The organism is Salegentibacter chungangensis (genome assembly GCF_042678405.1).
Lineage (GTDB): Bacteria > Bacteroidota > Bacteroidia > Flavobacteriales > Flavobacteriaceae > Salegentibacter_A > Salegentibacter_A chungangensis.
In genome coordinates this window covers 275,325-288,938 of sequence record NZ_JBHTLI010000002.1, presented here as the reverse complement: position 1 = coordinate 288,938, position 13,614 = coordinate 275,325, and the positions used below count along the sequence as shown (strand labels likewise).

Below are 13,614 nucleotides of genomic sequence, written 5' to 3'. Positions count from 1 at the left end.
AATAATTGACTTTTATACTGAAACATTTACTACTTTTAGAAGTTGAATCCTAACACTTGGAAATTATGGGAAAAGAAAAATCACCTTCGAAGAATTCGGCTAAAAAAGAGCCGGTATTAAGTCTAAAAGAGAAGCGCGCGGCCAAGGCAGCAAAAAAGAAACTCAGAAAATAAACCTGATTCAGATCAGGAACAACAACTCCCGCAATTTAGCGGGAGTTGTTGTTTTAAGGCAATATGTGAAAGATTAATGTTTCTGAGCATCCTCAAACTCTATGTCTTTATCTACTGTTCCTCTGAAGGCATCAATCCAGGCATTTTCAAAAATATTAAAGATGGTTGGTAAGACCCCGGATTTCACGTTGTTAAGATCTCCTTCCAGAGGTACGCGTGTTGCCAGGGTATCGGTACCCTGGTTTTTAAGCACGAACTTGAACAATCCTACAAAGCCTTCCCACAGTTTTTTGAAGATCCCGCCTTCATCATTTTTTTCGATAAGTTTGGTGTTGATGAACATAGGCTTGATGTAGCCTTTCAGGTAAGCATCGGCAATGGCCACTTCACTGTAGAGTTCAAAAGTACCGCTTTCAAAATCCACTCCTGCATACCTTCGGCTCAGGTCATTTATGGCGGTGACATTGGCTTTTTTCAGGGCGAACTCCATATCCATATCGGGGATCTCTTTCAGGATGTTCAGGTTTCCACGCAGGCTAACATCACCTCCACCCATAGAAACTGCGGTAAGATCCAGGCGGGAAGGTAATTTCTTTTCCCTGTTCACCACATTGCTGAGGTTCGTGGCCTCCAGGCTTATTTGCTCCAGGAACATACTTATTTTAGGATCGGAAGAAAGCTCGACGAAATTCGCTTTTCCATTATGGACGGTTAGCTTGTTAATGTCTATGGGGACAAGACTGGTAAGCGCTTTCGTCCAGTCCTCCACATCTGCCTCCTGTGGTTCCTTTTTGTCTTCAATAAAAATATAATTGAATTCAGGATTATGCAGTTTAATGACACTTACTATCCTTCCGTCCAGAAGCGCGTCCCACTGGATCGAGATATCAGAAGTCGGGAAATTCAGCATTGGTTTATCTGAACGTGAATCTTCCTTTCTCAGGATCAGGCCTTCGATCTTATAGGCCCCGCGCCATAGCCTCACATCTACATCTTCAACACTGGCAGAATACCCGGGAATATTGTTGAGTGTTTTGCTAACATAATTCTCCAGTACGTATGGAAGGGCAACCCTGGCAGCTATAACCAATGTGATGATGATTATTGGCCAGGTATATCTTTTCTTCTTATATCTTCTCCTGGATTTCCTGTTTCCCATTTGAATAATTTTCGTAAAAATGAGAATATTTCGGAGCTATTAAGTTAAAAATGAGCTAAAACAGAGAATTTTGACAAAAAATTAAAGAATGGAAATAGTGTAAGCTGCCTCAAAATCCTCTCCGCTTTCCAATTCAATAATGCCTTCTTTTGTCTTTAGGTTTTGATCGGTTCCTTCCACATCGGCGATCCCCAGCCAGGGTTCTATGCATACATAGGGTGCGCCGGGTTTGGCCCATAATCCCAGGTTTTTGAAGTCCTGATATTCGAACTTCAGGACCGGGCCTGTTTTTTTGCTTTTAAGGAATACTTTTTTCGAAGGAATGTTCTTGAAGATTAGAGCATCTTTTTCAAATAGCTGGTTGTGTAGTCTTATTTTATCTTCATTATCCAGGATTCCTTCGGTTTGCTCACTAACGAGTCCGGCATCGCTAAGGACGTAAGTTCTGAGATCCATTTTCTGATCGAATTCCAGGTAATAATCTTCATAGGATTCTCCTTCGTTTAAAGGAGCATTGAATGCAGGATGTCCTCCAAGCGAAAAATACATAGTCTTATCATCAAGATTGGTCACTTTATGAGAGATCTTCAGGCTGTTTTCTTTCAATTCGAAGCTGATCTCGAAGTTGAATTTAAAAGGATAGATCTTCAGGCTTTCTTCAGAATATTTTAATTCAAAACTGAGTTTTGAGCCGGTTTTTTCTTTTAGGCTGATATTCTTGTTGTAGCGTACGAACCCGTGTTTGGGCATTTCATAAGCCCTGCCTTCATAAAAATATTTTCCGTCCTTAAGAACGCCTATAACCGGAAAAAGGTTTGGAGCGTGACTGGCCCAGATCTCAGGATTTGCCTGCCATAAATATTCCCTGCCGTTGGTTTTGTCTTTAAAGCTGCATAATTCGGCTCCTTCATCCTGAACCGAGATGCTGAGGTGATCATTACTGATGCTGTATATTTTCAAGCCTGGTGGTTTTTAGATTCAGGAATTAAAGATACAATTCTTGAAGCTTCCCTTTAGCAGGCTTTATAAAAGAATAACATTTCTGCAGGCTTGGAAATTTTAGGTATTTTTGGAAAAACCAGATCTGAAGATGAAAAACATCCTTGCCTTTGCCGGCTCCAACAGCAGTACTTCCATCAACCAACAATTACTTGAACATATAGTAAATCGCATTAACGGGCATAATATTAAAATGCTCAAGTTAACCGATTATGAATTTCCGATGTACAGCGCCGATCACGAAAAGGAAAAAGGGATTCCTTTAAATGTTCAGATCGTGAAAAACCTTATTAAAGAAAACGATGCCCTGATCATTGCCGTGAATGAGCATAACAGAACGGTTTCGGCTTTCTTTAAGAATGTGATCGACTGGCTGTCGCGCCTGGACCGGAACTTTCTTGAAGGTAAACAGATCTTGTTGATAAGCACTTCTCCGGGTGCCCGTGGTGCTGCCTCTTCTTTGGAGTATACCAAGAATATCCTGCCGCGTTTTGGCGGGAAGGTAATAGAAAGCTTCAGTTTCCCTTCTTTCAGAGATAATTTTGAGGACGGGAAGGTACTAAACGAGGTACTGGATATGGGAATTGAGGACGTCTTGACTACCTTTGCACACCAAATTGAAAGTTAAGTGCGTACCACAAAGATATTTTCTTTAGAAAAGCCCGAAGAATTTAAGGAACACTTGTTGGAATGGAGCCGGCAGTTCGACGAAATTGCCTGGCTGGACAGTAATCAACACCGCCCGGAAAGCAGTGCTTATGATGCGGTTTTAGCCCTGCAGGCCTTCACAGCAGTTAAGACCGACTACCATAATGCTTTTGACCAGTTGCAGGAATACCAGGAAACCACTCAGGACTGGATCTTCGGCTATCTTTCCTATGACCTGAAGAACGATGTAGAAGTTCTTACCTCGGCTAATTTTGACGGCTTGCATTTTCCCGAACTTTATTTCTTTCAGCCTCAGAAACTATTTTTACTGAAGGGAGATCAGCTGGAAGTGCAGTATCTTAGGATGGTCGATGATGAGATTGATGCAGATCTTGAAGAGATCCATCAGCTAAGTGTCCCGGAAATTATTGAAAATAAAGAGGAAGGAAAATCCCCGATTTTAGCTCGTATCCCGAAAGAAGCTTACCTTGAGAAAGTCAGGGCAATGCTTGCACATATTCAGCGGGGCGATATCTACGAAGCCAACTTTTGCCAGGAATTTTATGCCGAGAACCGTGATATTGATGCTTTTGAGGTTTTTAAGGAACTCAACAAGATCTCGGTGCCGCCATTTGCCACCTTCCTGAAACTGGAGGGTCATTATCTGCTTTCAGCTTCTCCGGAACGCTATATGAAAAAGACCGGAGAAAAGATAATGTCCCAGCCAATAAAGGGAACCGCAAGAAGGTCGGCGGATAAAGAAGAAGACCAGGCCATTGCCGAAGCTCTGGCGAACGACCCTAAAGAGCAGTCAGAAAATGTGATGATCGTGGACCTGGTTAGAAATGACCTGTCTAAGATCGCGAAAAGGGGAAGTGTACGCGTAGATGAACTTTGCAAAGTCTATAGTTTTGAGCAGGTGCACCAGATGATCTCTACTGTCACGGCGACACTGGAAGATGCGATCCCACCCGTTGAAGTGCTGCGTTCTACTTTCCCGATGGGCAGTATGACCGGGGCGCCTAAGATCTCGGCTATGAAGATCATCGAAGAGCTGGAGGAAAGCAAACGAGGGCTTTACAGCGGCGCTGTTGGATATTTTACGCCAGACGGAGATTTCGACTTCAACGTGGTAATAAGAAGCATTCTCTACAATTCCAGGGACAAATACGTTTCTTTTTCAGTAGGCGGGGCTATAACAGCGCAATCTATTCCTGAAAAGGAATACGAGGAGTGTCTGTTAAAGGCTAAGGCTATGAAACAGGTATTGAGTTAAGGCCGAAATCCAGCTTATTATAAGAGTTTTCTGGGCTTCTAATTTAAGCCTGCTTTCGTATCTTTGGTCTTCTATGGAAAAAAGCTTTAAAAATCTCATAAAAACCAGGTTCCCCTACTTTATACAGAGCAGGCTCTTGCTGGCTGTAAGCGGGGGAGTGGACAGCGTGGTCCTGGCCAGGCTTTGTGAAAAGGCCAGGCTCGATTTTTCCATTGCCCACTGTAATTTTAACCTGAGAGGTGAAGAAAGCGATAAAGATCAGCAATTTGTGGAAGATCTGGCTGAAGACCTGGATGTTGCAATGTATTCGCAGAATTTTGATACCGAAAAATATGCTGAAGACAAAGGCATCTCCATCCAGATGGCTGCGCGTGAGCTCAGGTACGACTGGTTTGATGAACTCAGAAATCTTTTTAAGTTCGATTATGTGCTTACCGCTCATCACGCGAACGATAATCTGGAGACTTTTCTTATCAACCTTGTACGCGGGACCGGTCTTGAAGGTCTGAGCGGAATAAAAGTGGAGAACAATAAGATCATCAGACCCTTGCTGGAATTTACCAGGAAGGAGATCGAAGAATATGCAAAACGCGAAAATATTGACTGGCGGGAGGACAGCAGTAATGCTTCCACAAAGTATATGAGGAATAAGATACGCCACGATATTGTTCCTGCACTGGAAGACCTGAACCCGCAGCTGCTGCAGAGTTTTGCCCAAACCCAGTCTCACTTAAAGGAGAATCAGGACCTTGTCGAGGATTATATTAGTCTTATTTATCCCAAGATTGTCCGGAAGGATAAGTATGGTTATTCGCTGGACATTAATTTCCTGAAGAAAATTCCGCATCCAAAATCGGTGCTGTATCAGCTGCTGAAATCTTTTGGTTTTACAGAATGGGACGATGTCTTTAATTTGATGGAAGCACAGTCCGGGAAGATGGTCTTTTCGGGGACGCACCGGTTAATAAAGGACAGGGAAAGCCTGATCCTTACCGAGATCATTCCGGAGAATAATAATTCGACATTCAGGATAGAGGAAGGAGAGGATTTTGCGATGCTGCCGGCGGGTACTTTTCATATAAGCGAAGTGAGCGAAATTGAAGAAACCGGGCCCTCCTGTATATATGTTAATAAAGAGAAACTTGAATTTCCTTTAATCTTGAGAAAGTGGAAACAAGGCGATTACTTTTACCCTTTCGGTATGAAAGGAAAGAAAAAGCTGAGCGACTTCTTTAAGGACAAAAAATTATCTTTGCCAGAGAAGGAAAACAGCTGGCTGCTGTGTTCCGGAGAAAAAATAGTTTGGGTGGTTAATCAAAGAGCCGACGACAGGTTTGCCATTAGCGCTCCCGATCAAAAAATCTTAAAAATTACCTGCAACCAATGAAATATCTTTTAGGCCTGGCCATATTTCTGTCTTTCCTAAGCACCAATGCGCAAGTTTTTAATGAAGTTTCCGGGTCGCAATATGCCGATCCCGTAAGTTGGGAAGCCGAATTCGAACAGGAGAATGACAGTATCTATAATCTGATTTTTAAAGCAGACCTGGAAGATGGCTGGCATTTATATTCCCAGCAGGAAGCAGAGATGGAAATTGCTCCAATTCCCACCTCCTTTACCTATAACACTTCCCCGTCAACCTATGAATTAATAGGGGAAACCGTAGAACCTGATGTGGAACCGGTATATGATCAGGTGTTTGAGGCCAATATCATTTATTTTGAAGAAGAGGCAGTGTTTACCCAAAAAATAAAGGTGATCAATCCTGAGGACCTGGAGATCACCGCCGAGATTTACTATTCGGTTTGTGATGATGAGAAATGCCTTCCGCCTGAAACCGAGAAATTCACTATTTCTCTGGACAACAATAAGGTTACCGAAGGTTTTACAGGTCTTGAGATAAGCGAGAAAGATAAAACGCTCACTCAGGAACTGAAACTTGACATTAAAGGCGCAGATAATTTTAAGATTGAAAATGAAGAAGAAAGTTCTTTTCTCAGTATTTTTCTTTTAGGCTTTATCGGTGGACTTATCGCTCTGCTTACGCCCTGCGTTTTCCCAATGATACCTTTAACCGTTTCCTTTTTTACAAAGGGAGCCAGGAACCGTAAAAGAGGACTGCTTAATGCCATACTTTATGGGTTCTTCATTTTTGCGATTTACCTTTTACTCAGTTTGCCGTTCCATTTACTGGACTCTGTAAACCCTGAGATCCTTAACAATATTTCCACCAATGTGGCCCTGAATATTATATTCTTTATCATCTTTATCATTTTCGCCTTTTCTTTCTTCGGATATTTTGAGATCACTCTTCCGAGTTCGTGGAGCAATAAGATGGATGATAAAGCCTCCAGTATAGGTGGAGTGATCGGGGTGTTCTTTATGGCACTAACCTTAGCTCTGGTTTCCTTTTCCTGTACCGGCCCAATACTGGGGTCTTTGCTGGGAGGTTCCTTGACGAGTGACGGGGGTGCGATGCAGCTTTCTTTTGGAATGGGAGGTTTCGGTCTTGCATTGGCTTTGCCTTTTGCTCTGTTCGCACTATTTCCAAACTGGCTTAATTCCCTGCCAAAAAGTGGGGGCTGGCTCAATACGGTTAAGGTCACTCTTGGTTTCGTTGAACTGGCGCTTGCCTTTAAGTTCTTATCGAATGCCGATCTGGTGGAGCATTGGGGGCTTTTAAAACGTGAGATCTTTTTAGGGATCTGGATATTGGCCGGTCTTGGGTTGGCGGCCTATCTTTTCGGATTTATAAGATTCCCTCACGACGGGCCTAAACAAAAAATAAGCAAAGGTAGATTTGGAGTCGGGGTTTTTAGCTTCCTCTTTGTACTTTACCTGTTACCGGGATTAACAAATACCAGTTATTCAAACCTTAAACTATTAAGCGGATTCCCACCGCCTATGTTCTATAGTGTTTATGAAAAGGATACCGAAGCACCGCTTGGCTTAAAGGCCTATAAGAATTTGCAGGATGGTCTGGAAGCGGCGCGGGAGCAGGGCAAACCCATAATGCTCGATTTTACTGGCTGGGCCTGTGTGAACTGTCGTAAGATGGAGGAACAGGTGTGGAGCGAACCAGATGTTTATGAGACCCTGAAAAATGACTATATCCTTATTTCTCTGTATGTTGATGACCGTGAGGAATTACCTGAAAGCGAACAATTCAATTTTGTACGGCCTAACGGAAGCATTAAGAAAATAGAGACTATTGGCGATAAATGGGCAACTTTCCAGACGCTTAATTTCAGGAATAATTCGCAACCCTTCTATGTGTTGCTGGACCCCGAGTTGAACCTGCTTGCCAAGCCTGCAGGTTATACCCCAGATGCGTCAGAATATCATAACTGGCTGGAAACCGGTCTTAGAAAAAAGGAGCAACTGGCGAAAAAGTAAAAAATCTTTAGGTTTAAGAGCCGAATTTCTATCTTTAGGGACTTTATTAAAATTCCTATTGAATGAAATTATACAGATTTTCTTTACTTATTGTTTTTGCCTGGCTGATCAATATTCCGGTTCACGCCCAGGATACTTTAGAGTTTGAGGTTTCAGAGCACTATACCAAGCAGGAGGTGGATATCCCGATGCGCGATGGGGTTAAACTGCATACCACCATATATACTCCCAAGGATACCTCTAAGGAATATCCGATCCTTATGCAAAGAACACCTTATAGTTCCAGGCCATATGGTAAGGATCAGTTCCGGTCTAAGATAGGTCCTAATGAATTCCTGATGAAACAAGGCAATATCATAGTATATCAGGATGTTCGCGGAAGGTGGATGAGTGAAGGGAAATATGATAATATGCGTGCCTTTATTCCGAATAAAAAAGGAGATGAGATAGATGAGGCCAGCGATACCTACGATACCATCGAGTGGCTTGTGAATAATGTTGAAAATAATAATGGAAGGGTAGGTACCTGGGGGATTTCTTATCCCGGTTTTTATTCTACTTATTCGTTGCTAAGTGGTCACCCTGCACTAAAGGCGGCATCTCCGCAGGCGAGTATAGGCGATTTCTTTTTTGACGATTTTCATCATAACGGGGCTTATCTTTTAAGCTATTGGAGAGTGACCGCATTATTCGGATACCAGAAAGATGCACCAACTACAGAGTCCTGGTATGAGTTTCCCGACCTGGGAACCGAAGATCAGTACCAGTTCTTTCTGGATGCCGGGCCATTGAGCAATCTTGATGAATATTATAAGGAAGACAACGAATTCTGGCAGCAACTGAAAGAGCATCCTAATTATGACGAATTCTGGCAATCGAGAGGGATAGTACAGCATATGAAGGATATTAAGCCGGCGGTGATGATCGTAGGCGGTTTGTTTGATGCAGAAGACCTTTACGGGCCATTCAATATTTACAAGAGTATAGAAGAGACAAGTGATAATTATAACACATTGGTTTTCGGGCCCTGGAGTCACGGAGACTGGGCAAGGGAAACCGGAAGACAGGCTGTGGGGAATGTCTATTTTGGAGACAGTATTTCAACTCATTTTCAGAGAGATGTGGAGACTAAATTCTTTAACCAATTTCTGAAGGGGGAGGCAAACGGAGAGACCGGGCTGCCTGAAGCACATATCTACGATACGGGTCTTAGAAAATGGGATTCTTTCAGTGAATGGCCTCCAAAGGCAGCTGAACCAAAGACTCTTTATCTTGGCGATCATCAGAAGCTTACCGAAGCACCTACCGATAATCAGGAGACTTTTATCAGTGATCCGGAAAAACCTGTTTCTTATAATAATGAGATAAAAACCGTATTTACTCCAAGAGAATATATGACGGGCGATCAGCGTTTTGCGGGAAGAAGACCGGATGTGCTGGTATTTGAGACCGAAGTGCTGGAAGAAGATATGAGCCTTGCGGGACCTATTGAAGCTTTGCTGGAGGTGGCAACCACGGGAACCGCTGCCGATTGGGTGGTAAAGATCATTGATGTTTATCCGCCGGATGCCGAAAATTATGAAGAAACTCAGCCGCATTTACATATGAGCAATTATCATATGATGGTGCGTAGTGAGGTGATGCGTGGAAGGTTTAGAAACGGGTTTGAAAAGCCTGAGCCCTTTGAACCTAATAAGAAAACGTCGGTCAACATCAAATTGCAGGATGTAAACCATACCTTTAAAAAAGGTCATAAATTACAGATCCAGATACAGAGTACGTGGTTTCCGTTAATAGACAGGAACCCTCAGACCTTTGTTCCGAACATTTTCGAGGCCGAAGAGGAAGATTTTCAAAGGCAAACCCATACAGTTTACGGGGATTCGGCAATAAAATTTTCAGTAATTAAAAAATAAGTACTTATGTTGACCAGACTTAAAACAGGAACGATCCTTCTTGCATTTCTTGGAACCATTTCCTGCAAGGAAGAGGATAAGGCATATACCCCTGAAGAAAAGGAGAAAGCTTCAACTGAACTTAATAAGTATTTTGAAAAGGAATTTCAGAAGGAAGTAGACGAATCGCCTATGCTTCAGACTCAACTGGGGGATAAGACCGATTATGGGAAATGGGACGATTTTACCACTCAGAAGTATACCGAAGACCTGAATCAGGCTAAAAAACGGCTGGAATACCTTAAAGAGGTGGATACAGAAGCTTTGAATGAAGAAACTTTTTTAAGCTATAAACTTTATAAGCGTCAGCTGGAAAATGAAGTGGAAGACTACGATTACCGTTTCTATAATTACCCGATGAACCAGATGTTCGGATATCATTCCCAGCTTCCGGCGTTTATGATCAATATGCACAGAATAGATTCGGTGGCAGATGCGAAGGCTTATATCTCCAGACTTAAAGGGATGGAAAAGGCTTTCAATGATATTACCGAAGGCCTCAGGATCAGGGAACAGAACGGGATTATGCCCCCGAAGTTCGTTTATAATATGGTTCTGGATGATTCCAGGAATATCCTAAAAGGAAGACCTTTTGTAAAATCTAATGAGAGCAGTGCATTGCTGGAAGATTTTAAAGAGAAGATCGAAAAACTGGAGCTTTCAGGGGAGGAGGAAAAGGAACTTGTCTCGCAGGCCGAACAGGCGCTGGTCGATAATGTAAAACCAGCCTACGAAAACCTGATCTCTTTTCTGGAAAATCAACAGAAAAGGGCTACAAATGAAGCCGGAGCCTGGAAATTTCCTAAGGGGGAAGCCTTCTATAAAAACGCGCTGGAAAGATATACCACCACAAATATGACCGCAGAAGAGATTCACCAACTGGGACTTAAGGAAGTGGCGCGTATTCACGGGGAGATGGAAGAGATAATGAAAGAAGTTGGTTTTGAAGGTTCCCTTCAGGACTTCTTCGAGTTTATGAGAACCGATGAGCAATTCTATTATGAAAATACCGAAGAAGGCCGTGAGAAGTATCTTGCTGAAGCCCGGTCTATAATCGATAATATGAGAGGCAGACTGGATGAGCTTTTTCTGACACTTCCGGAGGCAGAGATCGTTGTGAAAGCTGTAGAGCCTTTTCGTGAGAAGAGTGCAGGAAAAGCATTTTACCAGCGTCCCGCTATTGACGGTTCGCGACCCGGTACTTACTATGCCAACCTTTATGATATGAGTGCGATGCCTACTTACCAGATGGAAGCTTTGGCTTACCACGAGGGAATTCCCGGGCATCACATGCAGCTGGCTATAGCCCAGGAGCTTGAAGACGTTCCAAGTTTCAGAAAATTTGGAAGATATACTGCTTATACAGAAGGCTGGGGGCTTTACAGCGAACTGGTTCCAAAAGAGATAGGTTTTTATAAAGATCCTTATTCCGATTTTGGAAGACTTGCTATGGAATTATGGCGTTCCTGCAGGCTGGTGGTAGATACGGGGATCCATGCTAAAAAATGGACCCGCGAACAGGGGATAGATTATTACAAGGAGAACACTCCAAACCCTGAAAGTGACTGTGTTAAAATGGTGGAAAGACATATAGTTATGCCAGGCCAGGCCACTGCCTATAAAGTTGGGATGAACAAGATCCTGGAATTGCGGGAAATAGCCAAGGAAGAGCTTGGAGATAAGTTTGATATTCGTGAATTTCACGATGTTATTCTGCTTGATGGCCCCTTGCCATTAACAGTGCTCGAAGATAAAATACAAGCCTGGATCAAGGCTAAGAATGCATAAAATAAAAGCTATTGAATAAAGTGAATCCCGAAGACCTTAAGATTATAAGGCTTTCAAATAAAAACCAGACCCGGCTTGAGATCCTTAACTACGGGGCGGCTATCCTTAGTTTCAGGATTAAGGATAAGACCGGGCAAAAGGTAAACCTTATCGTTTCTCCAAGGTCTGAAGAATTCCTTAATTCTGAATATAAAGAGTATAATAAATGCTTTGGTGCCTCGGTTGGACGCTATGCGGGAAGAATCTCTAACGGCAGTTTTGTGATAGATGATGAGGAATATCAACTTCACCAAAAACACGGAGTTCATCTGCACGGCGGGGATGAAGGTTTTCAGTATAAGCTATGGGAAGTGGAGGAAGAGGCTTCAGGCCCAGATCCCTATGTGATCCTTACCTACTTTAGTAAAGACGGGGAAGAAGGATATCCCGGAAACTTAAAGGCAAAGGTAAAGTATACGCTTACCGAAAATAACGAACTGAAGATAGAGTATTCGGCTACTACCGATAAGAAAACTATCGTGAACCTGACCAATCACGCCTATTTTAATCTGAACGGAAGCGGCAGTGTTAGCGATCACTTTCTTCAGATAAATGCCAAACAGATCCTGGAAGTAAATGAGCAGTCTTTACCCACTGGAAATCTTAGGAAACTGAAAGGACTGCCTAAAAATTTTGAGGAAAGCAAGCTCATTGGCAACCGCCCACTGGATGACACTTTTGTACTTGCATCTGCTGAAGGTGAAGTTGCCGCACAACTGTTCGCGCCGCTTACGGGAATTAAGATGAAGGTGCAGACCAATCAGCCTGCTCTGGTGGTCTATGCTCCGGAAGAACTGCCTGAAGAGCTGGAGTACCAAACAGAAATAAGCAATGCATATCCTTCGGTTTGTATTGAAGCGCAGATATTTCCTGATTCGCCGAATTTCAGGAATTTCCCTTCAAGCTTGCTGGAGCCCGGAGAGAATTACTATAACAAGACCACTTATACATTTAGTGTGAAACAATAATTGGTCTGCGAGAGAAGATGACTTCGATCGTTTATGTTTAACAAAAATTTCAGATTTAGAAATTGGGAGAAAGCCCTGCATTTTTCCATTCTGGCTGAAAATAAAAACCTGCTTAAGCCTTTTAAGCAGGTTTTTTTATTTCAAATCCCTGGTTGTCAGAGAGATATTTCCTGTGTAGCCAAAACCCTACTTTATTTCTTAAAGAAATCATAAAATTTTATGATTTAGGATTTGGATTTTAACATATAATTATAAAAATTACATCTGCAATCAACCGAACAAAAAATCTGTCAAGATGGAGAAAAATTACAATAGGAGAGATGTGTTGAAATCGCTTACCCTTGGGTCTGCGGTTTTAAGTATAGGTGGCGTAATGTCTTCTTTTGCAGCTATTAATATGATCGATGAAAGGACGATCTATCACACCAAGGGAAATATCAAACATTCGGTATGCCGTTGGCCATACCAGGATATTCCTTTAGAGGTTTTCGCGGCCAAGTGCAGGAACCTGGGGATCTCGGCAATAGACCTTCTTAAACCGGAAGAGTGGGACACCGTGGAAAAGCACGGATTAGTCTGCTCTATGGCTACCGCAGATTTCATTAAAATTGAAGAAGGTTTCAATGATAAAAAGAATCATAAGTCCCTGCAGGAACATTATAGAAAACTGATAGCAGATGCTTCGGCTCGGGGAGTGAAGAATGTGATCTGTTTTTCGGGAAACCGCAATGGGATGAATGATGAGACTGGCCTGAAAAATTGTGCAACCGGTCTTGCGCCTTTGCTTGACTTTGCCAGGGAAGGTAATGTGAATCTGGTTATGGAATTGCTTAACAGCAAAGTAGATCATAAGGATTATATGGCCGATCATACCGACTGGGGAGTAGCTCTTGCCAAAAAACTGAACAGGCCTAATTTTAAACTGCTTTACGATATCTATCATATGCAGATTATGGAAGGGGATATTATAAGAACTATCCGCGATAACCATCAATTTATAAGTCATTATCATACCGGAGGCGTTCCCGGGAGAAATGAGATCGACGAAACCCAGGAGCTTAATTACTCGGCGATAATGAAAGCCATTTCCGAAACAGGATTCGATGGTTATGTGGCCCAGGAGTTTATTCCTACCAAGGAGAACAAAATCGAAGCCTTAAAAACGGGAATAGAGATCTGTGACGTTTAGACCTGTAAAAGACTTGTAATTCCA

10 protein-coding genes are annotated in these 13,614 nt (G+C 42.6%); 8 read left to right on the top strand and 2 right to left on the bottom strand.

Annotated elements, in window-relative coordinates; all coding sequences use genetic code 11:
- Window positions 1-246: 246 nt before the first annotated feature.
- Both ACFQ3Q_RS11915 and ACFQ3Q_RS11910 read right to left on the bottom strand, forming a co-directional pair.
- Complete coding sequence (locus ACFQ3Q_RS11915; RefSeq protein WP_380746129.1) at window positions 247-1,332, bottom strand: DUF748 domain-containing protein; 1,086 nt, start codon at window positions 1,330-1,332, stop codon at window positions 247-249.
- Between the two features lie 81 nt (window positions 1,333-1,413).
- Window positions 1,414-2,292 carry an aldose 1-epimerase family protein gene (locus ACFQ3Q_RS11910; protein ID WP_380746127.1) on the bottom strand — a complete coding sequence of 293 codons (879 nt, stop codon included), beginning with the start codon at window positions 2,290-2,292 and terminating at the stop codon, window positions 1,414-1,416.
- Window positions 2,293-2,422: 130 nt separating this feature from the next.
- Here ACFQ3Q_RS11910 and ACFQ3Q_RS11905 point away from each other — a divergent pair, with 130 nt between their 5' ends.
- The 8 genes from ACFQ3Q_RS11905 to ACFQ3Q_RS11870 all read left to right on the top strand — a co-directional run bounded on the left by ACFQ3Q_RS11905 (window position 2,423) and on the right by ACFQ3Q_RS11870 (window position 13,590).
- Window positions 2,423-2,959 (top strand): NADPH-dependent FMN reductase, encoded by a 537-nt coding sequence (locus ACFQ3Q_RS11905; RefSeq protein WP_380746125.1) that lies wholly within the window; start codon window positions 2,423-2,425, stop codon window positions 2,957-2,959.
- Window positions 2,960-4,255 carry an aminodeoxychorismate synthase component I gene (pabB, locus tag ACFQ3Q_RS11900; RefSeq protein ID WP_380746123.1) on the top strand — a complete coding sequence of 432 codons (1,296 nt, stop codon included), beginning with the start codon at window positions 2,960-2,962 and terminating at the stop codon, window positions 4,253-4,255.
- A 73-nt stretch (window positions 4,256-4,328) separates the two neighbouring features.
- A complete protein-coding gene (tilS, locus tag ACFQ3Q_RS11895) occupies window positions 4,329-5,642 on the top strand; it encodes a tRNA lysidine(34) synthetase TilS (protein WP_380746121.1) in 1,314 nt (437 codons plus the stop codon).
- Window positions 5,639-7,651, top strand: a complete 2,013-nt coding sequence (locus tag ACFQ3Q_RS11890; protein WP_380746119.1) for a protein-disulfide reductase DsbD family protein — start codon at window positions 5,639-5,641, stop codon at window positions 7,649-7,651. Before tilS ends, ACFQ3Q_RS11890 begins: the two co-directional genes overlap by 4 nt.
- A gap of 62 nt (window positions 7,652-7,713) precedes the next feature.
- The gene (locus tag ACFQ3Q_RS11885; protein ID WP_380746117.1) at window positions 7,714-9,567 is read left to right on the top strand and encodes a CocE/NonD family hydrolase; all 1,854 of its coding nucleotides are present in this window, start codon (window positions 7,714-7,716) and stop codon (window positions 9,565-9,567) included.
- A 6-nt stretch (window positions 9,568-9,573) separates the two neighbouring features.
- Window positions 9,574-11,394: a DUF885 domain-containing protein gene (locus ACFQ3Q_RS11880; RefSeq protein WP_380746115.1), complete on the top strand. Its 1,821-nt coding sequence runs from the start codon at window positions 9,574-9,576 to the stop codon at window positions 11,392-11,394.
- Between the two features lie 20 nt (window positions 11,395-11,414).
- Window positions 11,415-12,401, top strand: coding sequence for an aldose epimerase family protein (locus ACFQ3Q_RS11875; protein ID WP_380746343.1), 987 nt, complete (start codon window positions 11,415-11,417; stop codon window positions 12,399-12,401).
- 295 nt (window positions 12,402-12,696) lie between these two features.
- Window positions 12,697-13,590 carry a hydroxypyruvate isomerase family protein gene (locus tag ACFQ3Q_RS11870; protein ID WP_380746113.1) on the top strand — a complete coding sequence of 298 codons (894 nt, stop codon included), beginning with the start codon at window positions 12,697-12,699 and terminating at the stop codon, window positions 13,588-13,590.
- Window positions 13,591-13,614 lie beyond the last annotated feature (24 nt).

What these genes read in the sequence shown, in the direction of transcription:
- ACFQ3Q_RS11915 (WP_380746129.1), bottom strand. Translation starts at nt 1,332, where the DNA reads ATGGGAAACAGGAAATCCAGGAGAAGATATAAGAAGAAAAGATATACC.
- ACFQ3Q_RS11905 (WP_380746125.1), top strand. Translation starts at nt 2,423, where the DNA reads ATGAAAAACATCCTTGCCTTTGCCGGCTCCAACAGCAGTACTTCCATC.
- tilS (WP_380746121.1), top strand. Translation starts at nt 4,329, where the DNA reads ATGGAAAAAAGCTTTAAAAATCTCATAAAAACCAGGTTCCCCTACTTT.
- ACFQ3Q_RS11890 (WP_380746119.1), top strand. Translation starts at nt 5,639, where the DNA reads ATGAAATATCTTTTAGGCCTGGCCATATTTCTGTCTTTCCTAAGCACC.
- ACFQ3Q_RS11885 (WP_380746117.1), top strand. Translation starts at nt 7,714, where the DNA reads ATGAAATTATACAGATTTTCTTTACTTATTGTTTTTGCCTGGCTGATC.
- ACFQ3Q_RS11880 (WP_380746115.1), top strand. Translation starts at nt 9,574, where the DNA reads ATGTTGACCAGACTTAAAACAGGAACGATCCTTCTTGCATTTCTTGGA.
- ACFQ3Q_RS11870 (WP_380746113.1), top strand. Translation starts at nt 12,697, where the DNA reads ATGGAGAAAAATTACAATAGGAGAGATGTGTTGAAATCGCTTACCCTT.